Raw genomic sequence first — 25303 nt, forward strand, 5'->3', positions numbered from 1 at the left:
ATCTTCCGAGCGGGAGGTCCGGATGTCGAGCCGGGTGCTGTCATACAGGCGGGCAATCATCCACCCCGGCGGCAATCCGATCATAGCCGGTCCGGGAAAGCGTGGTTAATTCACAGGTCCTCCGTAACCCAAATGCCCTGCCTATGATTCCGGTCACGAAATTCCCGTGTCGGCCCCGCATCCTCCCGTACCCGGTCCGCATTCTCGCGGCGGGTATTCTCCTGTGCCTCCCGGTACAGGGCGAACTCGTGAACCGCTGGTCCTTCAACCAAGCGGCGGGCAGCGCGACCAGCGGCACCGCGATGACCGATAGCATCGGCGGCGCGGCGGCCACCCTCCGCGGCAACGGATCAAGCTTCACCGGGTTCGCACTGAGCCTGACGGGAGCGACCAACGGCAACCAGAACTCGAACGCCATTTCCGGCTACATCGATCTGCCGAACAGGATCATTTCCTCGAAGACGAATCTCTCGCTCGAAATCTGGGCGACGCCACTGTCGGTGAAGAGCTGGCAGCGCTTGTTCGACTTCGGCCGGATCAGCGGGGCGGGCAGCGGCGGTGGCCAGATCATCGATAGCCCCACGTCGGGACCGGGCAATACCACGAGCCTGGACACCTTCTACCTGTCGCTGTGCATCAACAGCGACCTCAACCGCCAGCGGCTGCGCGGGCGGATCGACGGAGACAATGACACGAACCTTTCCGCGGAGACCAATCTCGCGACCATGGCGGGCACGCGCTATCATTACGTCGCGACGGTGCAGAACGGCGTCGGCAGCTTCGGCAGCGCCGGGATGCGGTTGAGCTGGTATCGCGATGGCGCGCTGATCGCCAGCGGCGACGTGCCCTTCCACCTTTCCGATATCGAGGACGTGAACAACTGGCTCGGCCGTTCGCAAAGTTCGGCCGATTCGAATGCGAACGCTTCCTACGATGAGGTGCGGCTCTACAACCACGTGCTTAGTATCGGGGAGATCGCCGCCAACCTCGCGGCCGGTCCCGACACGCTGGTGCCTCCGCCCGATCCGGTCGATCCGCCGGTGGCAGATCACAAGTGGACCTTCACCACGCAAGCTCAGTCAGAAGCGTCATCCGGCGTGAGCTTCGAGGATGAAATCGGAGACTTGGTCGCAACCTTGCGCGGCAATGGCGGCGCGCTCACCGGCGGCGCGGTGGTCTTGCCCGGCAGCACCACCGGCAACCAGCCGGCCTCGACCATTTCCGCCTATCTCGACCTCCCCAACGGGGCGATCACCGCCACCCCGAGCGTGAGCTTCGAAGCTTGGGCCGCGCCGCTGTCCTCCAAGAACTGGCAGCGCCTTTTCGACTTCGGCCGCTGCGTGACGACCCATGGCGACGGTGCGGCGACCGGGGAGATCGTGGACACCACCGCCGCGCCGGGAGCCTTTGCCGCCTACGACAACCTGAGCCTCACTTTCAACAACGCGGCCAACCTCAATTCCCAGCAGCTCGAAGGGCAATACGACGGAAACCCCGCGCAGTTCACCTTCACCACCGCCGTCACCACCGCAGGGACGAAGTATCACTACGTGCTCGTGGTCGAGGATAAGCCCGCCGGTTGCCAGGCGCGCTGGTATCGCGACGGCGTGCTGCAGAACTCGGCCGACTTCGCCTTCCATCTCGCAGGCATGGAAGACGTGAACAACTGGATCGGCCGCTCGATGTATTCCGGCGATTCGAATGCGCACCTGTCCCTCGACGAACTCCGCATCTACCGCCGCGTGATCAGTCAGGAAGAGGTTCTCGCCAGCTATGAGGCCGGCCCCGACCCCGCCGTGGGGCCGCCGGAACCACCGGCTCCGGCACCGATCCCTTCACACCGCTGGACCTTCGATAGTCCCACAGGAAGCGCGCCCGCCGGCACGCAGTTCCTCGATGTGGCGACAGGAGAAGTCGCCACGGTGCGCGGCAACAATGCGACACTGACCGGCACGCAGTTGACGCTACCGGCGACCGCCACCACCGGCAACCAGACCGCGGCTGATATCTCCGCTTATCTCGAACTGCCGGACGGCATCGTCTCGGCCCGCCCGAGCCTCAGCTTCGAGGCCTGGCTCACGCCGCACTCGTCGAAAAACTGGCAGCGCATCTTCGACTTCGGCAACACTTCCATCACCAGCGGCCCGGGCGCGAGACCCGGTGAGATCATCGACAGCACCGCGGCACCGGGTGCCTTCAGCGCGAATGACAATCTCTTCCTCTCGCTCAACAACGGCGGCACCTTCGGCTCCCATCGTCTCGAAGCGAAGCGTGGCGGATCTTCCACGGTCACGACGAATACCGACTTCTCCTCCGTCACCACGCTCAACACCCAGTATCACTTCGTCATGACCGTGCAGGACGGCGGCGGGGCCAGCGGCACCACCGGTTGCCTGGTGAAATGGTATCGCAACGGCACCCTCGGCGGGACCATCGATCTCCCCTACCGCCTACCCGACCTCTCCGACGTGAACAACTGGGTCGGGCGCTCGATGTGGGCCGATGATTCGAACGCGAACTTCTCCCTCAACGAGCTGCGCCTCTACGACCGCGCGATCTCCGCCGGCGAAGTGACTTCGTCATTCACCGCCGGTCACGATGCCGTCTTCACGCCGCCGGTCGCGGTGAATGACGAGGCGACGATCCATCCGCAGCAGAAGGTCCTCGTGGACGTGCTGGCCAACGACAGCGGCGGACCCTTGCCCGCCACCCTTGAAATCGCCAGTCCGCCGGCAACCGGCACGGCCACGATCCGCGGCGGCAAGATCCTCTACGCTCACGCCGGCAGCAGCGCCGCGCCCGTCACCTTCATCTACCGCGCGGGGAATATCAGCGGCAGCACCGCGACCGGCACCGTCACCATTCATTTCGCAGCCTCGCTGCGGCTCACCAATCCGGCGCTCGCCATGCCGGAAGCTCCGCCTGCCAATACTTGGCAACTGGTGGACGCCTTGCCCGGACTCAGCTTCACCGAGCCGATCTGCATCGCCTCGATTCCCGGCAATACCCAGCGGCTCTTCGTCTGCGAGCGGATCGCCAAGATCAAGCACATCCCGGACGTCACCGCGGCCACGCCCACACAGAATGTCTTCCTCGATCTGCAAGCCGCCGTCGCCGGACGCACGCCAACCGAGACGATCGAAGGCGGCGGCAATGCCGAGCACGGTCTGTTAGGCCTGGCCTTCCATCCGCTGTATGCGAGCAACGGCTATTTCTACGTCGCCTACACCGTGCGCATCAGCGGCGGATCCTATTACCAGCGCATCTCCCGCTTCCACGTCAGCGCGAACCCGGCCCTCGCCGATCCAACCTCCGAGCTGATCCTGCTTCAGCAGCTCGACGAGGGCTCGAACCACGACGGCGGCGACCTGCACTTCGGGCCGAACGACGGCTACCTCTACTACACCGCCGGCGATGAACTGGCCCAGCGCGACATCCTGCAGAACAGCCAGAAGATCAACCTCGACTTCTTCTCCGGCATCTTCCGCATCGATGTCGACAAGAAGCCGGCCAACCTCGAACCGAATCCACACACCGCGATTCCAACCGATGGCGGGATCGCGCGCTTTTCGGTGCCGAGGGACAATCCCTTCGTCCACACGTCCTTCGACGGACCATGGAACGGCACCTACAACGGCAACACCATCACCCCGCTCTCCAGCGTCCGCACCGAGTTCTGGTGCACCGGCCTCCGCCATACCTGGCGCTTCTCCTTCGACACGAACGGCGACCTGTGGGCGGGCGATGTCGGCCAGGACACCTACGAGGAGGTGAACAAGATCGTAAAGGGCGGGAATTACGGCTGGGTCTACCGCGAGGGCATGCACGACACCGCCTTCACCAATCCCGTGCCCCCGACGAAGCCCGCGGGCTTCAGCAGCATCGATCCCATCTATGAATACGTCCACGCCGCGGTCGCGGGAGGCGATGCGAACTTCAAGGGCAACTCGATCGTGGGCGGTCACGTCTATCGCGGCACGCGCTATCCTTCGCTCGCCGGCAGCTACATCTTCAGCGACTCCGTCTCCGGCCACGTCTGGCAGATGGACACCACCACCGGCGCCACCATCCGCCTCACCGGACTGCCGGGCGCCTACGGCGTGATCGCGACGCAAGGGGTCGATCCCTTCAACAAGGATCCCCTCTTCGCCGCCTATCTCAGCGGCAAGATCATGCGACTCGGCACCGGCAGCACGGTCGTGAACGGCTTCCCCGGGACCCTCAGCGCCACCGGCCTCTTCGCCGACCTGAGCGACCTCTCCCCCGCCCCGGGTCTGCTGCCTTACCAACCGAACCTCCCCTTCTGGAGCGACCACGCGATCAAGCGCCGCTGGTTCAGCATCCCGGATGCGGAGGGCAAGATGACCTGGAGCAAGGACGGCAGCTGGAGCTATCCCACCGGCATGCTGTGGGTGAAGCATTTCGACCTCGAGCTAAGCCGCGGCAACCCGGCCACGAAGAAGCGCATCGAGACCCGCGTGCTGGTCAAGACCGGCACCGGCAGCTACGGCGTGAGCTACCGTTGGAACGAGGCGCAGACCGACGCGACGCTGGTGGAAGATGCCGGCACCGAATTCGACCTCGCCATCGACGACCACGGCACGCCGCACACGCAGCGCTGGCAGATCCCCGGGCGCAGCAGTTGCATCACCTGCCACACGCCGCAAGGCGGGCACGCGCTGTCCTTCAATACCCGCCAGCTCAACCGCGAACAGTTGATCAACGGCTTCAGCGGCAACCAACTCGCCCTGCTCTCCGACAACGGCTTCCTCAATAACACGCCCGATCCCGCCGCCACGCTGGCCCGCCATGTGCGGCCTGATGAAACGGAGTATCCGCTCGAACAACGGGCCCGCTCCTACTTCGCGGTGAACTGCTCTTACTGCCACCAGGCAGGCGGTAGCGTCGGCGGCTTCTGGGATGGCCGCGCGCATCTCACGCTGGAGCAGACCGGCCTGATCAACGGCACGGCGGTGAACAACGGTGGCAGCCTCTTGAACCGCTACATCGTCCCCGGCGACACGGGACACAGCATCGTGCTCAACCGCATGGCCGCCAGCAATGGCTTCGGCCGCATGCCCCCGCTCGGCAGCACCGAAGTCGACCCCGCCGATATCCAGCTCATCACCGAGTGGATCAACAGCGACTTGCCGAACCGCCCGCTCTACGACCAATGGCGGGCCGACTTCTTCACCGCGCTCGACCCCGCCGGAATCAAAACCGCCGACCCCGACCGCGACGGCGTGAACAACTACGACGAGTATCTGTTAGGCAGTTCGCCCCTCAGCGGCGGCAATCCTTGGCAAGCACTTGTCAATGGCAGCGGCTCCCTCGAGTTCCTGCGCAAGTCCCACCGCTACTACGCCATCGAGACCAGCGGCGACCTCGGCATCTGGCTGCCCTGGAGCATCCCGGAAATCACCGACAGCTATCTCTCGACAGATGCCGTCACCGGGATCCCGCTGCCACCGGCCGCGGGTGCCCGGCAGTTCTTCCGCTTCAAGGTCACCGAGCCGTGAGGAGCTACTTCCGCTGTTCTTCGAGCGAACTGCCACCGTCTAGCTGGCAATTCCCCCTTGCGCGGGCATGCAATGAATCTCGACGCCGGACATTTATCCCCTACGATGGCAGGGGCTATAAATCCACCGCGTGACGCTGCTGGCGATGCGACCGAAGAAGTTACCATCCCCGATGGTCGGGACATCTGCCTGAACTGCATGGCACCCTACGGCCCGCTTATGGATTTTTGCGCGGGCTGCGGTGCTCCGCTCACGAGCTTCGCGTCCACCCAACCCTTCGAGCGCACCTTGGCAGAAGGCTACGCCTACCGCCAAGCCGTCGAGTCTCCGCGCAAGCTGATCGTCGTGGCCGGCATCTGGCTGATCTTCGTACCGATGGCGATCGCAGGCGCGGGACTTCTGACAAATGTGAGATGGCAGTCCTTCCCCGGCTCCCCGGAAAGCGCCTTCGCGGCCTGCGGGAGTCTCGCGAGGCTTGCGGTGTCCGGGATCATTATCGCCCGCACGACTTGGGCTTACTATTCTGGAAAGTCGCGCAGGCGGGAGAGCGCAGCCTGAGCACTAACGCTTCGACGCCGCCGCTGCCGCCGTGGCGAAGCGTGCGCCGCCTTCCTTTTTATCCAGCACCTCGCACATCTTCGCGCAGAACGCAGGCAGGTCATCGGGACTACGCGAGGTCACCAGCACGCCGTCCACCACCACTTCCTTGTCCAACCAATCCGCGCCCGCATTCTTCAGGTCTTGGGAGATGGCGTGATAGGAAGTCATCTTGCGCCCTTCCACCAGGCCGGCATCGATCAGGATTTGCCCGCCGTGACAAATCACGAAGGCCGGCTTGCCCGCCGAGAAGAATTCCGCGACGAAGTCCCGGGCCTCCTGCAAAGTACGAAGGCTATCGGAGTTCATCACCCCGCCGGGTAAAAGCAGCGCATCGTAGTCGCCCGCATCCGCGTCGTCCAGACCCAGGTCGGAGGCGATGAACTGGCCCCAGTTCTCTTCGTCCCAGCCGCGGATGGAATCGCCATCCGGGCTGATCACGTCCACCCGCGCGCCGCAGCTTTCCAAGGCGTCCACCGGGGTCACGAGTTCGGATTGTTCGAAGCCGCTTGCGGCCAGAACCGCCACGCGCTTGCCCTGCAGGTCGTGGCGTTCGGAAAGTCGGGTTGTTTTCATGGTGACCGCTTCCTTGCAGTCGGCGTGCCTTGCCAGGCCAGGTCGCTCGCCGCGGGCTCCGATCCTGAGCGTTCATGCGGCAAATCGATGCTCTCCAAGTCGAAGGGCAAGGGCTCTTCGGCCTCCCCGATCGCTTCCAGCGCCGCGCTGCCTTGCGGCAGAAGCAGCGCCTGGCTCCACTGCACGTGCACCAGGCTCCCGTTGCTATCCGGCAAGGCCGAGGTCGCGACTCCGCCCTGGAGCTGCCAACCATCGCCCAAGAGTTGGTTCACCCGATCCTCGAACTTTCCGAAATCATCGGAGGTCACCACGGTATATTTGGTGAAATTCATATCGAATCGGGCAAAAGTCCTCCCTCCCGCGGGCACGATGCACTCACGAGCCCGGGGCCAGCGCCGCTTCCGCCGCCTGCGCGGAGCGCAGCCTCTCCAGCTCCTCGATATGCCGGCGCAGGCGCGGCATGATCCGCCCGCGGATATCCTCACGGAGGCCGGGTGGCAGTTCGGGATCTTCCATCGCGCGGCGATACTCCTTCATCGCTCCGGTTTCACCGGCCTCCAGCGCCAGCAAGGTGGCCGTCTCGCCGAAGGTGCAGGACACGCCTTCCACTGCCTTTGAGAAGAACTCCCGCGCCTCCGCATCCGGATTCAGATCCCCGCCTCGTGCCACCAGATGATCACTCAGGCAATCGACATTCTCATCGTGCCCGGCCCGGATGGCCATCATGAGCGATTGCTCGGGATCGTCGTGGAAGAAATCAAGGGCTTCCGTGTAAGTCTCGTTGGCGGAAAGTTCCACGCCAAGCAACCGGCGGCACGTGGTAACGTACGTGCGGGATTCGGATAGGGTCATTGCCCGGATCTGTATCAGCTTCCGGGCCAACGCGTGCCGGAGAGTGGCCCTTTGGATGCTAAGGAATTGTGGAACATCGCGGGGGCACGACCGGCTCGGAACCGTGCAAAATTCATGCGGGATCGTGCAAATTTTGTCACTCTGCTGCAGCCGTTACCCCCCATCTACCTGCGGGGCAGTGCCTCCCGCTCCTAGCGCACTGACGCTCTTCCATCTCCGCGCGAAGACCAAAGGAGGGAATGCTATCGCATTGCGATCCTACAGCGGAGACTTCAAGATGCCACCGATGCACTTGCTCCTCACACCCCTCGCATTCGTCGCCGCCGTGCTCTCCACCGGCTGTATCGTCCGGGAAACCGTGACCGAACACGGGGAGGTGGTGTCCGACAAATTGAAGGTCGAAGAGCCTTTTGAGAAGCCTGCCGAGCCGGAACTCTGAGCTTGGGCTTCCCGGAGACGCGCCCGCCGGGTCGGCTTTGACACTTGCCACCCTGCCAGCCGGTTTCCACAGTCCCGCCCGTCCATGAGCGATTCGCCCTCTCCGCATCAGGTCTGCATTGCCGGCACCGGTAGCTACCTCCCCGAAAAAGTCCTGACCAACGCGGACCTGGAGAAAATCGTCGATACCACCGAGGAGTGGATTCTCAGCCGCACCGGCATCCGCGAACGCCGGATCGCCGCGGAGGGGGAATTCACCTCCCACATGGCCTCGAAGGCCGGACTGAAGGCGCTCGAACAAGCCGGCATGACCGCCGACGAGGTCGAGCTGATCATCGTCGCTACCATCACCCCGGATACCCTCACCCCCGCCACCGCCTGCTACGTCCAACAGCAGATTGGAGCCTTCGGCGCGGTCGCCTTCGATATTTCCGCCGCCTGCTCCGGCTTCCTCTACGCGATGAAGATCGCCAAGCGGCTGATCTCGGACGGTGCCTTCACCAACGCCCTGATCATCGGCGCGGAGAAATTATCCACCTTCATCAATTGGGAAGACCGCACCACCTGCGTCCTCTTCGGGGATGGTGCCGGGGCCGCCGTCCTGCGCCGCGCCGCGCCGGGGGAAGGCTCGATCCTCGCCACCGAGATGGGCACCGATGGCCGCCTGACCCACCTGCTTAATATCCCCGGCGGCGGCTCCGCCTGCCCGATCACCAAGGACAACGTCGACCAGCATCTCACCACCCTGGCGATGCTCGGCAAGGAGGTCTTCAAGCACGCGGTCAACCGCATGAAGGAATCCGCCGAGAAAGTCATCGAGCGCTCCGGCCTCAAGGCGGAGGACATCGCGCTGGTCGTCCCGCATCAGGCGAACCTCCGGATCATCGACGCCATCGCCGAGCGCCTCGCCGTGCCCACCGAGCGCGTCTTCGTGAATCTGGAGAAGTACGGGAACACTTCCGCCGCCGCGGTGGCCATCGCCCTCGACGAAGCGAACCGCTCCGGCCTCATCAAGCGCGGCGAGCACGTCGTCCTCGTCGTCTTCGGCGCCGGCCTGACCTGGGCAGCGGCAGCCGTGCGCTGGTAAAGTTGCCTTCCGCGGCGCAGCCGCCGTGGACTGCGCGCAGCCTGCTGCCGCTGTCCCGATGCAGCCTGCTGCGAGGGGCACTGCAAAGGGAAGCCACCCCATCATCTCCGCCCCATGCCTGCCCCCCGGGACCGCGGAGGCTCTGCCCCGCAGAAGCCACCCCGGCAGCGCTCTCCATCGCGCGATGGTAATGGAGAGCGCCGTTGCGAAGCTGCGGATCGAAGGACGCACAAAAGCAGTAAGGGACCATTCTGCCGGGAGGCGCCGCGGCGTTCCCAGTATGCCTTCCGCGGCCCCGCCGCCGTGAAGTGCGTGCAGCCTTCTGCGAGGGGCGCTGCAAAGGCCAGCCATCCCATCATCTCCGCCCCATGCCTGCCCCCCGGGACCGCGGAGGCTCTGCCCCGCAGAAGCCACCCCGGCAGCGCTAAACCTCGCGCGGTGGTAATGGAAAGCGCCGTCGCTTGGCCGCGCGCCTTCCCTTACCGACTTATCAAGGGACCATTCTGCGGGCCGGGTGGCTCCGCGCTCCCAGAAGAAGAGCCGCCCGCGAAGCACGACGGAGATCCAGGTAACGCGCAGCCCACGGCCGCTGACCGCCTTCCCGCACTCCCCGAAAAACTTCTATACCCCTCCGGTCCGCCATGTGCTTACCCGCGGCGCGCCATGGAAGATCAGTGACCGGTGATTTTTCACCCGCCTCACCCTCCGGCTCCAAAAACAAACTTCCCGTCATCCCCTCCTTCCGTTAGTCCCCGGTCACCCGTCATGTCCCATCGCACCGTCCCCGTCGATACCGAAAAGATGCCACCCGGCATCCCCTACATCATCTCCAACGAGGCCGCGGAGCGATTCTCCTACTACGGCATGCGCACCATCCTGGTGGTCTTCATGGCGAAGTACCTCTGGCTGATGGACGGCAAGGGCGGGACGGCGATGAGCAATACCCAGGCCACCGAGCACTACCACACCTTCGCCGCCTTCGTTTACCTCACCCCCCTCTTCGGCGCGCTGCTCAGCGATATCTTCCTCGGCAAGTACCGCACGATCATCTGGCTCTCGATCGTCTACTGCCTGGGCCACGCCGCCCTGGCCTGCATGGGCATGTATGGCAACTCGGGCTGGTGGCTCTTCGCCGGCCTCGCGATGATCTGCCTCGGCTCCGGCGGCATCAAGCCCTGCGTCTCCGCCCACGTCGGCGACCAGTTCGGCTCCCGCAATTCCCACCTGCTGAGCCGGATCTACAATTGGTTCTACTTCTCGATCAATCTCGGCTCCTTCGTCTCCACCCTGCTGACCCCATGGCTGCTGGAGTGGTATGGCCCGCACTGGGCCTTCGGCGTGCCCGGCGTGCTGATGGCCATTGCCACGGTCATGTTCTGGATGGGGCGGAACAAGTTCGTCCACGTCCCGCCCGCGGGTCGCAAGTTCTTCGATGAACTCTTCTCGCGCGAGGGCGGCATGGCCCTCGCCAAGTTGATCCCGCTCTTCCTCTTCATCGCCGCCTTCTGGGCGCTCTACGATCAGACCGGCTCCTCATGGGTCTTCCAGGCGGCGCAGATGGACTTGGACTTCCTCGGCGCGACCTGGCTGGAGTCGCAGATCCAGGCGGTCAATCCGATCCTGATCCTGACCTTCATCCCGCTCTTCACTTTCGTCATCTACCCGGCGGTCGACAAGGTCTTCAAGCTGACCCCGCTGCGCAAGATCGGCATCGGCTTCTTCCTGATGGTCGCCACCTTCGGCCTCTCCGCCGTGATCCAAGGCTGGATCGATGGCGGCGCGAAGCCCTCGATCGGCTGGCAATTCGCTGCCTACGTCCTGATCACCGCCTCGGAAATCATGGTCTCCATCGTCGGCCTCGAGTTCGCCTACACCCAGGCACCGAAGACCATGAAGTCGATGATCATGTCGCTCTACCTGCTCTCGGTCTTCGTGGGGAACTATTTCACCGCGGGAATCAACCACTACATCCAGATCCCCAGCGCCGCCGCCACGCAGTTCGCCGATCACGTCGCCATGCTGCCGAAGGATTGGCAGAAGGAAGCCCGCAATGTCGTGCTGCCCGGCTACGACGGATTTCCCGCCACCGACAGCGATCCCGCCCCCGGCCTCGACGACTTCCAGGCGAAGCTCGACAGCGGCGCGATCACCGAGCTGACCATCCCCGGCCAGCCCGCCTATCAAAATGCCGCCGGCATCATCGAAGGACTCGCCCGCAAGCAGGACGACAAGCTGCCCGCCGTCGGCTCCGTCCCCGATCTTGGCAAGGATCCCTGGGACAATGCGATCCGCTACGAGATCGTGGACGCGACTTCCTTCCGCCTGATCAGCGATGGCCCCGACCGCAAGTCCGGCACCCAATGGGACCAAGGCGTGACCGTGAAGATCGCGAAACCTGCCGGGGAGAAGAAGGAATCCTGGCTCGATTCGATCCAGCCGCAGAAGACCTGGCTACAAAGCCGCAAGGAAGCGCTCGGCATTCCGGAGGTGAAGGCCGTCGCCACCACGACTTATACAGCGGCGGCCTTCTCCGGCGGCCAGACCAAGCTGCAGGGCGCGTCTTACTTCCGCTTCTTCACCTGGCTGATGCTTGGCACCACCGTCCTTTACATTCCCTTCGCCCTCGCTTACCGGCCGAAGACCTATTTGCAGACGGAGAGCGATGCTGACCGATTCACACTGCCACCTGGCGAGCCATAAGTTTCCCCGCACCGAGCTGCCGGAGCTCATCGCGCATGCCCGTGCCGCCGGGCTGACCCGCATGGTCAGCCTGGTCACCGGCCTCGATGACCTGGATGCGAACCTCGCCATCGCGGCAGAGTATCCGGAAGTCTCGGTCTGCATCGGCATCCACCCTTGTGAAGTCCACGAGGCCCCGGACGATGTCATCTCGAAGCTGAGACCCCACGCGGCCGATCCGCGCGTCTGCGGCATCGGCGAGACCGGACTCGATTACTACCACCCCGCGCCGCAGGGCTGGGAGACGGATGCCTTCCGCGAGCGCCAGCGCGATTTGCTCGACCAGCATTTCACATTCGCCGCGGAGTCGGGCTTGAACGTCGTGATCCACACCCGCGATGCCAGCGGCGAGGCCTCCTTCCACGATGCGCTCGCAATCTACCGCCGCCACGCTGCGAAAGTTCGCGCGGTCTTCCACTGTTTCATCGGCCCGGAAGCGAATGCCCGCGAAGTGATCGCACTCGGCGGCCTCGTCTCCTTCGGCGGCGTCGCCACCTTCAAGAATGCATCGGACGTCCTCGCCACCGCCGTCGCCCTGCCCGCCGGCAGCTTCATGCTCGAAACGGACTCACCGTACCTCGCGCCGATGCCACACCGCGGCAAGCGCAATGAACCCGCCTACGTCCGCCACGTCGCGCAGCATCTCGCCGCCGCCCGCGGCGAGTCTTTGGAGACCTTGATCGCGGCAACCACCGACGCCGCGGAGAAATTCTTCCGCTTCGGAAGTGGTCGGGGACCAGTGGCCGGTGGTCATGGAAAGGCATGAAATGCCCTCTGCCTTCTCTACCCTGACCCCTGGCCTCTGACCCCCGGCCCCTCTCTTTTGATTGACCCCGCGGCGAGAGAGGACTTGAACGAAGCACGGACACGGCCACGTTTTCCTATGGAAGCCCCGGCACTTCCCATGCCTGGGGGCACCTGCTAATCCCTGCCATACCACATCCATGACTTCCACACGCTACCTCGCCCTCGCCGCGATCGCCCTCTCCCTGCCTGCTTGCTCGACCTTCAAGAAGAAGGATCCGAACTACGACACGCCGGATGGCGGCGGCTACGATACTTCCAATCCCTACGGCACGCCGGACGCCGGCGGCGGTGAAGGAGTGCCTTACCAACCGGTGAATCCACCGGCGACCGCGAACCCGACCTACTCGCCCGCCGCGTATGAAGACAACACCGCGCAAGCCACGCCGGCAGCCGCCGCTCACGCCACGCCGGCCGCCGCTTCACCCGCTGGCAGCCACATCGTCGTGAAGGGCGATACCTTGGGTGGCATCGCGCGGAAATACGGCACGACCAGCGCCGCGATCAAGCAGGCCAATGGCATGACCAGCGACACCGTTGTACTCGGCAAGACCTTGGCCATCCCTGGCGGTGGCTCCGCTCCGGCATCGCGTCCCGCGGCGGCTCACAGCAGCGGCGGCAAGACCCACACCGTGGTGAAGGGCGACTCGCTCGCCAAGATCAGCCGCCAGCACGGCGTGACCGTCGAGGCACTCAAGAAGGCCAACAGCATGACCAACGACACCGTCGTGCTCGGCACCAAGCTCCGCATTCCCTGAATCATCATCCACTCCATGACCTTTTCCGGATTCATCAAGACCCTCGCGCTGGTAACGATCGCGGCCACCGCCTTCGCCGCCGAGGACGACCATGACCATGGTAAACCGGAAGAGGATCCCTACGCCAAGCTGCCGCCGAAACGCGCCGCGCTCGAGCGCATGCTCTCCGAGCGCGGCGACAGCGCGGCCTTCGATGCCGCGGCGAAGAAAGCCCGCGAGGCCGGCGTGGCCGACCAGGCCATCATCGAGGCTACCTTCCTCTACCACGTAGACCGCCGTGACGATGAGAAGCTGGCCGCGATGCTGCCCGAATTCATAAAGCGCAAGGACAGCTTCAAGATCGAGGAGTCCGAGATCTTCGCCGTGCGCGAGGACTGGCTGGCGGTGATCGAATACGTCGAGGCCATTTCCGCGCTGCGCAAGGACGACAAGGACGGCTTCAAGAAGCACATCACCGAGGCCTTCTGGCTCAGCCCTCGCCAGGGCTCGGCCTTCGCACCGCACATCGACCGCCTGCGCATGGATGAAGCGATGCGCGCGGTGACGGTCGACTTCGCCGGGAAGTTCACCTCGATCCTCGCCGCAGAGCCCGTCGTCTTGTCATCGCTCATGACCAGGAAGAAGGGCATGCTCTTCCACTTCTGGTCGCCGTGGAGCCGCGAGTGCGAGGACAGCATGCCCGACTTCAAGGTCACCGCGCTCGAACTTCAGAAGCACGGCATCGCCATCGTTTCGATCATGGCCGATGCCGAGCCCGATGCCGTGAAGGATGCGAAGAGAATCTCCGCAACGCTCGGCGAGAAGCCTCCGGGTGCATGGTTGATCGATCGCGAGCAAGACACCCTCTCGCGTCTTTTGCGCATCCAGAGCGTGCCCGCGATGGTGCTCGTATCACCTGAAGGCAAGGTGCTCTTCAACGGTCATCCGTCGGAAGATCACTTGTGGGAAGCTCTTTCCAAGCTGGTGCCTGCAGCGAAGCGGCCCGCATTGGAAGGCAAGTGAGGCAGGCCTCGAACTACGATAAATATCGTAGACAGATTTGCAGCGCGGCAGAGCACTGCAAATTTATTTAAGTTTGATGAAAAATCCGGTAGTTTGAACTTGACGTATTTCCGAACTACTAGCTTTATGGTGCCACCAATTCGGGCGCTCACAAGATCATGGCACGAGTCACACATCCCTCCAATCTCGAGCTGCAAGCGCTATCCGTGTTGTGGCACGACGGTCCTTCTACGGTAAGTGCCGTACTTGAAGCTCTTCCCGACGGGAAAGACCGGGCCTACACCACGGTGCTGTCGGTATTGCAAAGTCTCGAACGCAAGAAGCTCGTGAAGCGGGCACGTGAAGGCAGGGCTCATGTCTATGAAGCCGCCCATCCGCAGAACACGATTGTCAGCCGTGCCTCGCACGAGTTTCTCACCAATGCTTTCGGGGGTCGTCTCGGTGAGGCGATTCTCGCACTACTCTCCGCCGGCACATTAACGCCGGACGAGAAAACCAACATCGAACGCGAACTCAAAAGACACAAAGCAATGGCTGCAAAAAAAACAGCGAAGAAGGCACCGGCCAAAAAGGCCGCTGCTAAGAAGGCTCCGGCTAAGAAGGCCGCCGCCAAGAAAGCACCTGCCAAAAAGGCCGCCGCTAAGAAGGCTCCGGCCAAGAAGGTAGCGAAGAAGGCTCCGGCCAAGAAGGCCGCGAAGAAGGCTGCAAGGTCCGCCAAGAAGGCCGCCAAGAAGGTTGCCAAGAAGACCGTAGCGAAGAAGGCACCTGCCAAGAAGGCCGCCGCCAAGAAGGCTGCTCCGGCGAAGAAGGCACCTGCCAAGAAGGCCGCCAAGTCCGCCAAGAAGGCCGCTCCGGCTAAGAAGGCTGCTAAGAAGGCTGCCAAAAAAGCCTGATAAGGTTTCACTCCATTCGCAGCAGCGCCCGATGGCATCCGCCGGACGGCCTGTTCCGCATCGAGTCAACTGTCTCAAACGGCGGGGAGTTTCGGCTCCCCGCCATTTTTATTGCCTTGGGATCGGGACCGGCGGATTCCCCGGAATGAAAGCCCCGGAATTCAGTGCTTCCGGATCGAAAAAAAGGGGTTGCATCCCCTCAAAACGCCGCCCATTCTCCCGCCCCCGTCCGGGGGCACATTAGCGCGGTTAGCTCAGCGGTAGAGCACCACCTTGACACGGTGGGGGTCACTGGTTCGATCCCAGTATCGCGCACCATCTTCCCAAGTGCCCCACTGTTAGCGAGTTGCAACAATCGCCGGCGATCCTAACAGGTTGCGTGTCACCTAAAGTGACCCCTGCCGCAAAACCTTGGAAATTTTCGCTCCGATGGTGTAGAGCGGGCGTCCTCCCATGAGAACGAGACCATGCACCTACCGCACCGACCAAGGACAAGAGGTCGCCGTGCCGCCCGGACTGTCCGTCTCCCGTGCCGTTCTCGACAAGGTGGTGGTGGAGCATATGAGGCGAGCGGGATTTGTCTTTCCCGCATATCGCCTGCAAGCCGTCACAAAGGACATGGAGGAGTGCGGCAGGTTCATGGAAGAATACAGCGACGGCACAGTGCTGCTCGACTCGACACAGGTAGAGCCGGGCCTGCCCAGCACAGCGCTGATTCGCTTCCTCCTGGCCTTCGGTCCTGCGCTTATCGTGGCGCTTGTCTGGCGGTGCCTCGGTGCTGGTGCAGGTGATTGGTCGGCGATCCCGTGGGCAGTGTCGGCGGGCCTGCTGTCGTGGGTCGTGTTCAGCGCCATCACGCCGCCGGACCCGAACGTGCAGCAATAGAAAGCCCCGGCCACCATCGGCAGCCGGGGCAGATAAGACAGGGTGTCCGATTCAGCGTCTCTTGAACCGCTGCGCCAGCCGCTCGGCATTGGCCTCTGTCGCGGTCTTGGCTCGGTGGATGATCTCGCGCCCCCGGATCGGCTTGGGCCAGCAGCAGCGCGCCAGACAGACGATAGCTAGGCCAAGGATGATCCACACGGGCAGGGTATCGCTCACGCTTCGGTTTTCCCTTCTTCAATGATGGCCGGGGCGCGCTTCATCAGCAGGTCGAGGAGCATGGAGGCAAGGACCATTCCGCCGCGTGGCTTACCACCCTTGCCGCGCCACCGTCGATATAGCATCGCGAGGTTAGAACGGGTCAGCACGACACCCTTGCCGCGCCACTGGCGGGACTTGGGATTCCCCCAATCGGGAAGGACAACCACCTTTACCGGCTCCTGTCCGTCGAAGTTAATTTCGGAGAACCGCGGGCGCTTTACGGAAGCCTTCATTTGATCGGCCTCCCCTCTTCCTCACGGATCAGTTGCACGAATCGCCGCTTGGTGTCGGCGCGCTCTTCGCTGGTGAATTCCCACTCGGTCAAGAGAACGTCGAACGCGCCCCCGAAGTCATCCGACTGCTCGGCAGCTTCCGAACTGCACAGGGCATTCCGCAGCAGGTCGCCCACCACGTGTTCCATGAAAGCCACGGGATCGACTCCTGCCGCTTGGCAGATGATCCCAAGACGGCGGGCCATCATTTCGTCAACGAAGAGCGGCAGCTTCGTTTCCGGGCAATCCACCATGCTGGGAATCTTCACTCGCCTTTTCCGGGTGGAGGTCTCTTGCGCGTTCATGCTCCTGCCCCTCCCTGTTGAGGTTGGATGGCAGGAAGGATGGCCCGTGCCATCACCTCGCCCTTGCTCACTCCTTCACGGCTTGCCATCTCGGCGACTCCGGCCTGAACGTCGGGGGCAAGATCGGACAAGCGGATCACGATGCCGTCCGCACCTTTGCTTTCGACGCCAAGGCGCATCAGCCGTGCCATGGCGTCCCCGATGTCCCCACCGTTGGCCCGCCATTCCTGCATGATGCCCTCGGTCTGCTCAGGGCTCAGGGATTTCATGCCATCACCGGCACGCATCGCCGCATGTTCCTTGATCGCCCGTCCGACTACATCACGGACGAAATCAGGGAGGCTCAGGCCCGCCATTTCGGCGAGCTTGGTCAGCGCCTCATGCGTTTCATCGGGCACGGACTCCGAAACCCACTCTTTGCCCTCCGGGTCGATGCCGGGGTCGAGCTTGGCCCGCTCGCGGGTGATGATCGCAATGAACTTCGGCACCATCCCCGCCCACTCTGCCGGGGTGTATTGGTAGCCGTGATAAAGATGCGAAAGCATGCCCTCGAAAATTGGGCTTCCGTCATCGCGCCGCCGCTCGCTCTCCAGCACCCGCGAATTACCGATGGTATCGTCGATCTCCTGCCGCAGCGTTACCTCCAAATATTCGCCGGGCACGATGTCCGCCACGGTGCAGAACTCGGTGAACAATTCCACAAGCTCGCGATCCATGTAAATCGGCGAAAGCTTCCCGGCGGTGTCTCCCGCCACATCGAAACGAAGCGGCACGGTGATCTCTCCACCATTGCCTTCCATCTCGCGCTCTATGGCAGCAAGACCGGCAGCGAAGATGATAGAGTGAAGATCCTTCCTTCGGAGACCTAGCCGCGTTGCGAGAGCTTCGCTGCGGGCGCTGGCGATCTTCGCGTGCCGCTCAATGTCGCCCATCTTGATCGTGTCCGCCTCGAATGCCTCGGTCAAAAGCGCCTCTAGCACCTCGCCGGGGGGCTTGCCCTGCTTGGCAGCGATCTGCTCCAGTAGAATCGTCGTGTCAGCATCCAGCACGCTCTGCGACTCGACCTTGCCTGTAACCGGATCGATGCCGTTCACGATCGATCCGCCGGGCTCGGGTCTTAGCTCTTTGCCTCGGGCGTATGCGGCCTCCGCCTGCTCGATCCCCGCGGCGCAGTAAATGGTCGCGATGTCGTTTATCTTGCCGCCCGTGATCTTCGCTTGCTTGCGGATCTCGGTTGCGGTCTTGCCGGTGATGACAACGGGCAGCGGTTTCGCCCTGCTGGTCGTCTTCTTGGTGCCGGTGGTGGCTGCGGTGACGGTTGCAGCCTTCTTGTTTGGGTTGGCCTTCTTGGTGGCCTGTTTGGTTTTCATCGGACGAAAAAAAGTCCGCCGCGGAACGGTGGTTGAGCACCTTTCCCGCGGGGAACTACTCCCACGGGCTTCCGCGACGGACCTTAAATCTCGTGTTCTCGTATTTGGACCGCTGCCGGGTAGTTAGACCGGTTTCGAGTGCGGACCGGGACTCAACACCCGGCGGAATGCGTGTAGCACCGCCGGGCCAGCCCTGGCAACGCGGAAATGAATCAGCCTCAGGGTAAGCCACCATTCCGTGATCGCGTAAGGAGGTGCTGCTTCGGCAACTCAGTCCTCCGGCTGGTCTTCAATCCAGGCGTCCAGCCACTCGCGCTTGATGCGCTTGGATAGATGCTTGCCTGTGCCGGTTGCTTGCACCTTGCGACACTTCAGCTTCCCGGCCTTGATCGCGTTATCGATCGTGGCGTAGGAGAAGTCGGTGTAGGCGGCTGCGGACTCGACCGAGAACCAGCCGGGGTGCAGAGCGGATGCATATTTCGTCAACGTCCTACCGATCGCCTCAGCAAGCTTGAGGATCTGAGCGTCATTTAAATGGAGTTCATCAGCCATCTCCTCCCCTACACCGGAAACGCTCCAGAATCGATTGTGAGCGAGGGCACCCGGAAACCGCCCCCCTTCACCCTGACCCGGCAGCGCTAGCAGCGTGGCCCCCTACCCCAGTGCCAAGCATGGCCCGGCAAGCGTCCATTGCCTCCTTGTGCCTCCAGAGGATTTGACCGATCTCTAACCGGCAGACGCCTGTGGCCTTCTTGGTGGCGTGCTGGGATGTTCCTTGCGAGCGGAGGTGCAGGACCATGGCGGCGGTTTCCGGCTCCTTCACCTGACGGGCTTTGCGGCTGCCGGGATTGGCGATCACCCACCTGCGGACTTCCTCCCGCCAGTATTCCAAACTCCCCACCGCGGGGGTCTCGGTCGTGGTCTCTGTCATTGGGAAAACTCAGCTTCGCGGATCAAGGGTGCAGGGCGGGGACTCGCAGGCGCGAAATCCGGCAGTCCGTTAGGCGCGAGGTTCAAATGGAAGGAGGCGGGCAGGCGGCGGTCGCGCATGGCCTCATAGTCAAACGGCATCGGCACCCCTTGCAGCCGCGTGGCCTGATTAATTCTGTCCAGGCGATAACTCCGATAGACCCCATCCTTGGCGGTGATTTTGTCGGCATCGAAAAGCGGATTGATGTTCCGCTGCGCCTTGGTGTCGGTCCCGAAAAGGGAGTTGATGAAATTCAAATGCGCCTCGGCATCAAGCGGGCCATACTTCTCGTTGAAATACGTCCGGGACTCGCCGCGGCTGGCGTGCGCATCCATCATCGCCTGAGCGTCCGTCTTGATCGCGTTCGTGTCGCCGCCGTAGAGATTCTTTCCCGCGCTCGATGCCGCCCGCTTGGTCACGTTCTTGTCGAGAGCCGTCACGCTGAAAAGGTGAACCAGGATATTCCCCTGACCGCTGACCGAGTGGGCCACCGGCACTACATCCCGGAAGGTTGGTGAAAGCGAGCCATACCGGGCTGACTTGCCGGGCCGCTTGATCGTGCCGGGCTGATAGACCAGCCAGAAGCGTTCACCCTTCCCTCTCTTCGCCGCGGCATTGGTCATGCGGAGGTTTGCAATCTGGCGAGCGTTCAGAACCCCGCTGTCGGCAAGATCCTTGATCGCCTTGTCAGGGAAGTATCGCCCCTCCCATTTCCCTTCATCCGTGGGTCGCACTTGCCCCTTCGCGGTATTCTCGCCGGCGGCGATGCTTTTGCCGATGGACTCGGTTAGAGCGAAGCCTGCCTGCGAGCGGGCCTTGTCGGTGTCGCGGGTGATGAAGACCGGAAGACCGTCTGCGCCGTAGATCACCTTCCCGGCGGCGTCGGTCTGGAATACGGACGCCATCTGATCGAGCAGCGGCTTGCTCGCGTGGGCCAGCTCGATATTCACCGGGGCCGCGTCCTCCTTCATGCTCACCTTCGGATCTCCTGTCCGGCCTGCACGGTCGCGGAGGTAATTCCGCAGCATCGCCTTGGCACCGGGCAAGGTGCGGATGCCGTCCTGCATGATGCCGGTGCCCTGCACGATCTGGCCGCCCTTGTCGGTGGCTCCGCCGATCTTGTAGAATAGATCCGAGAGCAGCGGGGCGCGGGCAATGACGGTGCGGACCAGTTCGTGCGCCATTCGTGCTGCCTGGCTGCGTCCGGCGTAGCGCTGGAGCTGTCCGCCGTTGGTCATGTCCAGCAAGTCCTTGGTGGCCGAATCCACGAAGTATTCCACCGCCGCTTCCTCGATGTTGATAGGGCGCGTCCCCTGTGCTTCGGCGCTCTTGTTGTAGGACTCCATGAACTCGCGGAAATGCGGGTCCAGCGTTCCGTCTGCGGATCGGAAGATTCCGCCGGTGCCCTCGGTGCCGACTAGCGCCGCGGTGATCCCTGCCTCCATCTGCCCCTTGTAGGCCACGTGGTGATTCACTTCATGAGCGACCACCGCCTCTAGCAACCGGCCCGGATCTCTGCCCACCTGCACCGTGTTGGTCCGGGCGTCATAAAAGCTATCGGCTGCGTCGGACAACTTCCATTTCAGGGACGGAAAGGCGGCTGCGGTCTCGGACATGACGCGCCGGGCCGGTGTCGGCATCGTGGCGAAAAGCGCGGATTGATCCGGGGCGAGATTCTGTCGGAAATTCAATTCATTGCCCGCCGACTTCGCACGCTTCGCCAGCACGGTTCCCTGCACCAGACCGCCAAGCGTGGCACCACCGCCACCGAAGACAATCGAGTTGCCGATGATGCGTTGAAAGCCCGCCGGGGTGATCTCTCCGCCGTCTGCGATGAACTCGAAAGCCGCATTGACTGGCACCGCGGCAATCGAGCCTTGAACGCCACGCTTGAGGGCGCGCACCGGCACTCCGGCGCGTCCGCCCAGGGTCGCCATGTCGGCAAGGTGCGCTGTCGCACGTGCAATCGGGGAAAGTTCGCTCGCATTGGCAACGCGCTGCCAGAAAGGGACCGATCCGCGCTCTTTGACGATCTCGCGGCCCAAGGTCCGGGTGAAAGTGCCCCACTGCTTCAGCATCGGCCCCGCAAGTCGGATCTTTGGAGCGAAACCAGCCATCGCACCGAGACTTGCACCAGGAACTCCGCCGACGATACCGCCTCCGATGCTGCCGATCATCGCGAGGGCCTTTTCATCGAAGCCATGGCGCTCCACAAACTTGGCCACCTCGTCATTGAGCTGCATCACCCGCCCTCCCACGTTCTCCATGGTCTTGCCGATCACCTCGAAGGGGATTTTCCGCGCCTCTCGCGCCGACTGGATCACACCAAGGATGGTTTCACCTGCACCAGCCTGCTTTCCTAGCTTTTCGGCGAGCATGAAGGCGGCTTTCGCTTTCTCTTCCAGCAGCGGAAGTGCCGCGGCCTTGCTCTCTCCCACCAGGGCCAGCCGTGTGGCGGTCTCCTCCAGCCGTGCAGCCCTCTCAAGCTGTCCGATGCCGTTCAAATCCTCAGCGCGCTGTGCGGCAACCTCGCCTGCACGTGCAGTTCGCGACAAGGCACCCTTGGCGAGCTGGGTCTCGGCTTCAAATGCGGCCGCAGTTGCTCGGGCCGCAAGCGCACGCTCCACATTCCCGGCGATCCTGAAGGCGTTTGCGGTTTTGGTGCCGCCACCTACTAGAAGTCCCGTTCCGAGAGAGGCGTAATTCGCCGGATCGCCGAAGATGGCACCGGAAAGCTCGGCGTGCCGCTCGATCTCCGGGGCTTTGTCACCGAGTTGCGCCCGCGTCACCTGCTCAATCTTATTCGTGGCCTCGGTGATCTGGTTGGAGTCGTCCAACAAGCCCAGGTAATTGCCGAAATTCACGGTATCCAGCTCGCTCTTGAACCGCTCGTGATCCTGCCGGGCCTGATAATATCCCGCATCGTCGCCGGTGAGGAAGTTGCCGAGCTTGCGGGCGGCGGAATAGCCGCCTGATCCGAGCGATCCGTAAGATTCAATGGCCCCTTCCCCGAAGTTTAGACCCGCGAAGATCGCCTCGGCGTCTTCCTTGTCCATCTTGCCCGTGACGAATGCCATCGGCAGGCCGGTCATGCCCTTGCCCAGCGTCCCCAGCGTCATCACGGCACCGCCCAACTCGCCGCCAAGCTCCTTGAAAAATTCCGGCCATGGTTTCTTCTCTTCCATTTCGAGCCCGTCACGCTCGCGGACGGTGAAGGCGTCGAGATTCTGCGGCAGCAGCGCATCGCCCAGCGGCATCACATAGGCTTTTCCCTTCTCGGTCAGCAGGCCGTCGTCATCGAACAGTCCTTCGCCGCGGAGCTTGTAGAATTGGCGTCCGGCAGGGGTGGGCTTGCCGGACTCATCCACATATCCGCGGAGCATCACGGCACCGGGAACGGATAGCGGCACCAGACCGCCGGGAGCCTTGTTGCGTTGCGGCATCGGCTTCTCAAGCTGCACGCTCTGGCCGGTGCCCTGCTCGAAACCGTAAGGGATCTCCGGCGATGGCGCGGCATTCAACTCCTGAGCGCGGATCTGCTGGCGGGTAAGGTGCCGCCCAAGAATTTCCTGCACGCCTTTGTTAAAGCCGCTGTCCTGCTGCTTCTCCTGGCGGGCCTCCTCGACCACCTTGCCCTCGAAGCTGTTTTCACCGACAAATTCCCAAGCCATATTTCAACGGGGCTTTGTGTTCCAAAATTCGTTTTCCTTCTCCTCATCCAACGGGATGCCCCTCGGGGGTGGCGGTGCTGGTGGTGCCAGCATTCCTTCCAGTGAATCACCATCGCGCACGGCCTGCACTTCGGCCTCGATCTCGAATGGCGACTTACCGGTGCGGAATCCCGCGGCGATAGTGGTCTGGATCTTCTTGGCCCGCTCCGCGGCTTTGATCGCGAAAGCCACGATCTTCTTGTTCCCGTCGTTCGTCTTCCCGAAGTTCGCGGAATACTGGCGGAAAAGTTCCATCTCCCGATCCGTCACCGCGCCCTTGGTCTGCGCCACGCGGGCCATCACCTGATCGCCAAGCAAAGTCTGGAGTTGTTCAGCGGATGCCACGTCTTGCCCAAGAATTCGCTTGGCTGCGGTGATCGTCTCGGCACCGAAGCCGGTTTGCACCTGATCGAGCAGCGCGTCGGTCTGCTTGAGATTGGCGATAGTCCCTGCGAGCGCTCCAGCTTCCTGCATGGTGGTCTCCAGACGCTTGTCGCCCGACTCGCCGCGGCGCATCTCCTGTGCTTCCTGTGGCGTGACCTTCGGGGACACGAGGGGACGCTGCCCAAGGGTCGGGGCCTGTGGGATGCCATCGAAAATCCGCGGGTCAAGCTTGACGGCAGGAGCTGGTCCGGCGGCGTTTCTCGGGGTGGTTCCCTCCTGGCCCATCTGCATGGCCTTCATGAGAAGGTCGCCGTCTATCTTTTCGGCTGCCCGCGGATCGGCTGGCGCTGGCGACTCGCGCATATACTGCGAAATGTCGATGCCATCGAGGGCGCGGGCGGCGGGTCGCTTCTCCTCGGGAAGCACCCCGAAAGACCGCATGGCATCCGTCAGTGACATACCGCCGCCCTGTGCCGGTGCCTGCGTTGGCGCTCCGATTCCAAGAGCGCGGTTGTAAACGTCATCCTTGTAGAGTCCGCCCGCGTTACCGTGTTCCTGCTTCACCAGCGCCTTCAGGAAAGACTTCATCCGCGAGGGATCATTCAGGCGGAGGTCGGCACCCGGCGAAACTCCCATGGCGCGGGCCACGTTCGCCGCGGCCTCGTTGTTGCCGGGCGTCCATCCGCTAGAACCGGCAATGAGCTGCGCCGCGGTCTTCATCCCGCCGCTGTATTTCCGGGCCGCAAGATCCGCGCCCGCCTTCATCCCGGTTACGGGGTCGGCAAAGACAAGCTGATTATAGCTGCCGCCGCCGGGCTTGCTCGATCCTGAATCCTGATTGCGCGACCCACCGAGAGCTCCGACTCGCTGCGCATATCCCATGCCGGGGAAGATGATGTTCGTGGGATTGTTGTTCCGCATTCCCAGCGGCACCTTGTCCATGTCCACGTCGGGACGGGAGAGGTATCCGCGGGCGGCCTGCTTCACCTGCGCTTCGGTGGCCGCGGAAATCATCCCGTTGGCGTCCAACTCCGGCACGATGCTTGCGCCCGGCAGGGATTCCCCGCCGCTGCCGTCGCCCCAAGCGCCTTGCTGCTGCTGGCGATTGATGGGATTCCGGTTGATGTCGTAGAAGTTCCCCTGCGGGTCCACCAGCAAGTCTAACTCGTAGGGCTTGCCGTTCAGTTCGCCGCCCATCTTGTGCGGCTTCAGCTCCAGCGGCTTCATCGCGCCGTCCAACTGCTTGCCAAGGTTCTTCTCTAGCGCGTCCACCGTCGCCAGCGCGCCGTCGTAATCCTCGTTCTGGATCGCCTCCAAGAAAATCTTCTGCGTGCCCTGCATCTGCGGGAGCTTGTCCGCATAGGGTGCCGTCGATTCCATGAGAGCAGCGAAGCGCCCCACGGCCTGCCCGCGCTTGGTCTGCTGCTCGCGCTGCCACTTGGCGGTCGAGACTCCGGCGTCCAAGTTATACTGCTCCCGCGCAAGTCCAAGCTGGCCCTCTTGCACCTTCATGCCCCGGTCCTTCAGTCCGAAATCTCGGTCGGATTCATACTTGGAAATGCCAAGTTCCATCATCGGCGCGATGGTCTTTGCCAGAGACAGCTTTTCGTTAAGGTCGCCTTCCTTGCTGTCGAGGAAGTCAGCAATATTGAGCATGCCGCCCAATTCGTTAGGCATCGCCTCCGCCGCTTCCCGAATCAGCTTGCCGCTGGCCTTCACATCGGACTGCGCCTGCCGCCGCTCGCCGATCACCTCACCAATCCCGGCAAGCGCCTTGGCCAGCATGTCGCCGGTCTGCATCTGCATCTGCGCCTGCTGGAGAGCCGGGGTCTGATAGTCGATAATGCCCAACTCGGGGCGGAGATAGTCGCCGATTCGTGCCAT

General features: G+C 63.1%; 21 protein-coding genes and 1 tRNA gene. 11 read left to right on the top strand and 11 right to left on the bottom strand.

Going from position 1 to position 25303, the window contains the following annotated elements:
- Positions 1-248: 248 nt before the first annotated feature.
- Together ABWK72_RS06575 and ABWK72_RS06580 are read left to right on the top strand one after the other, a co-directional pair.
- On the top strand, positions 249-5519 hold the full coding sequence (locus ABWK72_RS06575; protein WP_367873990.1) for a LamG-like jellyroll fold domain-containing protein: 5271 nt from the start codon (positions 249-251) through the stop codon (positions 5517-5519).
- A 105-nt stretch (positions 5520-5624) separates the two neighbouring features.
- Positions 5625-6077 carry a hypothetical protein gene (locus ABWK72_RS06580; protein ID WP_367873991.1) on the top strand — a complete coding sequence of 151 codons (453 nt, stop codon included), beginning with the start codon at positions 5625-5627 and terminating at the stop codon, positions 6075-6077.
- 3 nt (positions 6078-6080) lie between these two features.
- On the opposite strand, the gene ABWK72_RS06585 is transcribed toward ABWK72_RS06580, so the two are convergent.
- The 3 genes from ABWK72_RS06585 to ABWK72_RS06595 are packed head-to-tail and all read right to left on the bottom strand — an operon-like array spanning position 6081 to position 7490.
- Positions 6081-6692, bottom strand: coding sequence for a type 1 glutamine amidotransferase domain-containing protein (locus ABWK72_RS06585; RefSeq protein WP_367873992.1), 612 nt, complete (start codon positions 6690-6692; stop codon positions 6081-6083).
- On the bottom strand, positions 6689-7024 hold the full coding sequence (locus ABWK72_RS06590; RefSeq protein WP_367873993.1) for a DUF1737 domain-containing protein: 336 nt from the start codon (positions 7022-7024) through the stop codon (positions 6689-6691). The genes ABWK72_RS06585 and ABWK72_RS06590 overlap by 4 nt, the downstream gene beginning before the upstream one ends.
- Positions 7025-7067: 43 nt before the next feature.
- Positions 7068-7490 carry a hypothetical protein gene (locus ABWK72_RS06595; RefSeq protein ID WP_367873994.1) on the bottom strand — a complete coding sequence of 141 codons (423 nt, stop codon included), beginning with the start codon at positions 7488-7490 and terminating at the stop codon, positions 7068-7070.
- 340 nt (positions 7491-7830) lie between these two features.
- On the opposite strand from ABWK72_RS06595, the gene ABWK72_RS06600 reads away from it, so the two are divergent.
- The 9 genes from ABWK72_RS06600 to ABWK72_RS06640 all read left to right on the top strand — a co-directional run bounded on the left by ABWK72_RS06600 (position 7831) and on the right by ABWK72_RS06640 (position 16150).
- Entirely contained in the window at positions 7831-7983 is a 153-nt protein-coding gene (locus ABWK72_RS06600; protein ID WP_367873995.1) for a hypothetical protein, read from the top strand.
- Positions 7984-8067: 84 nt separating this feature from the next.
- Positions 8068-9069 (top strand): beta-ketoacyl-ACP synthase III, encoded by a 1002-nt coding sequence (locus ABWK72_RS06605; RefSeq protein WP_367873996.1) that lies wholly within the window; start codon positions 8068-8070, stop codon positions 9067-9069.
- 765 nt (positions 9070-9834) lie between these two features.
- Positions 9835-11769 (top strand): POT family MFS transporter, encoded by a 1935-nt coding sequence (locus ABWK72_RS06610; RefSeq protein WP_367873997.1) that lies wholly within the window; start codon positions 9835-9837, stop codon positions 11767-11769.
- Positions 11732-12574, top strand: coding sequence for a TatD family hydrolase (locus tag ABWK72_RS06615; protein WP_367873998.1), 843 nt, complete (start codon positions 11732-11734; stop codon positions 12572-12574). Before ABWK72_RS06610 ends, ABWK72_RS06615 begins: the two co-directional genes overlap by 38 nt.
- Positions 12575-12752: 178 nt before the next feature.
- Positions 12753-13370, top strand: coding sequence for a LysM peptidoglycan-binding domain-containing protein (locus tag ABWK72_RS06620; protein WP_367873999.1), 618 nt, complete (start codon positions 12753-12755; stop codon positions 13368-13370).
- A 15-nt stretch (positions 13371-13385) separates the two neighbouring features.
- A complete protein-coding gene (locus ABWK72_RS06625) occupies positions 13386-14372 on the top strand; it encodes a TlpA family protein disulfide reductase (protein WP_367874000.1) in 987 nt (328 codons plus the stop codon).
- A gap of 158 nt (positions 14373-14530) precedes the next feature.
- Positions 14531-15265, top strand: a complete 735-nt coding sequence (locus ABWK72_RS06630; RefSeq protein ID WP_367874001.1) for a BlaI/MecI/CopY family transcriptional regulator — start codon at positions 14531-14533, stop codon at positions 15263-15265.
- A gap of 243 nt (positions 15266-15508) precedes the next feature.
- Positions 15509-15583 (top strand) — tRNA-Val (locus tag ABWK72_RS06635).
- Between the two features lie 135 nt (positions 15584-15718).
- On the top strand, positions 15719-16150 hold the full coding sequence (locus tag ABWK72_RS06640; RefSeq protein ID WP_367874002.1) for a hypothetical protein: 432 nt from the start codon (positions 15719-15721) through the stop codon (positions 16148-16150).
- A gap of 51 nt (positions 16151-16201) precedes the next feature.
- On the opposite strand, the gene ABWK72_RS06645 is transcribed toward ABWK72_RS06640, so the two are convergent.
- From ABWK72_RS06645 to ABWK72_RS06680, 8 genes are all read right to left on the bottom strand, one after another.
- Entirely contained in the window at positions 16202-16366 is a 165-nt protein-coding gene (locus ABWK72_RS06645; protein ID WP_367874003.1) for a hypothetical protein, read from the bottom strand.
- Complete coding sequence (locus tag ABWK72_RS06650; RefSeq protein WP_367874004.1) at positions 16363-16641, bottom strand: hypothetical protein; 279 nt, start codon at positions 16639-16641, stop codon at positions 16363-16365. The genes ABWK72_RS06645 and ABWK72_RS06650 overlap by 4 nt, the downstream gene beginning before the upstream one ends.
- Complete coding sequence (locus ABWK72_RS06655) at positions 16638-16934, bottom strand: hypothetical protein (protein WP_367874005.1); 297 nt, start codon at positions 16932-16934, stop codon at positions 16638-16640. The genes ABWK72_RS06650 and ABWK72_RS06655 overlap by 4 nt, the downstream gene beginning before the upstream one ends.
- Positions 16935-16981: 47 nt before the next feature.
- The gene (locus ABWK72_RS06660) at positions 16982-18355 is read right to left on the bottom strand and encodes a hypothetical protein (RefSeq protein WP_367874006.1); all 1374 of its coding nucleotides are present in this window, start codon (positions 18353-18355) and stop codon (positions 16982-16984) included.
- Positions 18356-18625: 270 nt separating this feature from the next.
- A complete protein-coding gene (locus ABWK72_RS06665; protein ID WP_367874007.1) occupies positions 18626-18907 on the bottom strand; it encodes a helix-turn-helix domain-containing protein in 282 nt (93 codons plus the stop codon).
- A gap of 67 nt (positions 18908-18974) precedes the next feature.
- Positions 18975-19286, bottom strand: a complete 312-nt coding sequence (locus ABWK72_RS06670) for a hypothetical protein (RefSeq protein ID WP_367874008.1) — start codon at positions 19284-19286, stop codon at positions 18975-18977.
- Complete coding sequence (locus tag ABWK72_RS06675) at positions 19283-22996, bottom strand: hypothetical protein (RefSeq protein WP_367874009.1); 3714 nt, start codon at positions 22994-22996, stop codon at positions 19283-19285. The genes ABWK72_RS06670 and ABWK72_RS06675 overlap by 4 nt, the downstream gene beginning before the upstream one ends.
- 3 nt (positions 22997-22999) lie before the next feature.
- Positions 23000-25303 (bottom strand): hypothetical protein, encoded by a 2304-nt coding sequence (locus ABWK72_RS06680; RefSeq protein ID WP_367874010.1) that lies wholly within the window; start codon positions 25301-25303, stop codon positions 23000-23002.

This window comes from Luteolibacter sp. Populi (assembly GCF_040801775.1).
Classification (GTDB): domain Bacteria; phylum Verrucomicrobiota; class Verrucomicrobiia; order Verrucomicrobiales; family Akkermansiaceae; genus Haloferula.

What these genes read in the sequence shown, in the direction of transcription:
- ABWK72_RS06580 (WP_367873991.1), top strand. Translation starts at nt 5,625, where the DNA reads ATGGCAGGGGCTATAAATCCACCGCGTGACGCTGCTGGCGATGCGACC.
- ABWK72_RS06585 (WP_367873992.1), bottom strand. Translation starts at nt 6,692, where the DNA reads ATGAAAACAACCCGACTTTCCGAACGCCACGACCTGCAGGGCAAGCGC.
- ABWK72_RS06590 (WP_367873993.1), bottom strand. Translation starts at nt 7,024, where the DNA reads ATGAATTTCACCAAATATACCGTGGTGACCTCCGATGATTTCGGAAAG.
- ABWK72_RS06600 (WP_367873995.1), top strand. Translation starts at nt 7,831, where the DNA reads ATGCACTTGCTCCTCACACCCCTCGCATTCGTCGCCGCCGTGCTCTCC.
- ABWK72_RS06605 (WP_367873996.1), top strand. Translation starts at nt 8,068, where the DNA reads ATGAGCGATTCGCCCTCTCCGCATCAGGTCTGCATTGCCGGCACCGGT.
- ABWK72_RS06610 (WP_367873997.1), top strand. Translation starts at nt 9,835, where the DNA reads ATGTCCCATCGCACCGTCCCCGTCGATACCGAAAAGATGCCACCCGGC.
- ABWK72_RS06615 (WP_367873998.1), top strand. Translation starts at nt 11,732, where the DNA reads ATGCTGACCGATTCACACTGCCACCTGGCGAGCCATAAGTTTCCCCGC.
- ABWK72_RS06620 (WP_367873999.1), top strand. Translation starts at nt 12,753, where the DNA reads ATGACTTCCACACGCTACCTCGCCCTCGCCGCGATCGCCCTCTCCCTG.
- ABWK72_RS06625 (WP_367874000.1), top strand. Translation starts at nt 13,386, where the DNA reads ATGACCTTTTCCGGATTCATCAAGACCCTCGCGCTGGTAACGATCGCG.
- ABWK72_RS06630 (WP_367874001.1), top strand. Translation starts at nt 14,531, where the DNA reads ATGGCACGAGTCACACATCCCTCCAATCTCGAGCTGCAAGCGCTATCC.
- ABWK72_RS06640 (WP_367874002.1), top strand. Translation starts at nt 15,719, where the DNA reads ATGAGAACGAGACCATGCACCTACCGCACCGACCAAGGACAAGAGGTC.
- ABWK72_RS06650 (WP_367874004.1), bottom strand. Translation starts at nt 16,641, where the DNA reads ATGAAGGCTTCCGTAAAGCGCCCGCGGTTCTCCGAAATTAACTTCGAC.
- ABWK72_RS06655 (WP_367874005.1), bottom strand. Translation starts at nt 16,934, where the DNA reads ATGGTGGATTGCCCGGAAACGAAGCTGCCGCTCTTCGTTGACGAAATG.
- ABWK72_RS06660 (WP_367874006.1), bottom strand. Translation starts at nt 18,355, where the DNA reads ATGAAAACCAAACAGGCCACCAAGAAGGCCAACCCAAACAAGAAGGCT.
- ABWK72_RS06665 (WP_367874007.1), bottom strand. Translation starts at nt 18,907, where the DNA reads ATGGCTGATGAACTCCATTTAAATGACGCTCAGATCCTCAAGCTTGCT.
- ABWK72_RS06670 (WP_367874008.1), bottom strand. Translation starts at nt 19,286, where the DNA reads ATGACAGAGACCACGACCGAGACCCCCGCGGTGGGGAGTTTGGAATAC.
- ABWK72_RS06675 (WP_367874009.1), bottom strand. Translation starts at nt 22,996, where the DNA reads ATGGCTTGGGAATTTGTCGGTGAAAACAGCTTCGAGGGCAAGGTGGTC.
- ABWK72_RS06680 (WP_367874010.1), bottom strand. Translation starts at nt 25,303, where the DNA reads ATGGCACGAATCGGCGACTATCTCCGCCCCGAGTTGGGCATTATCGAC.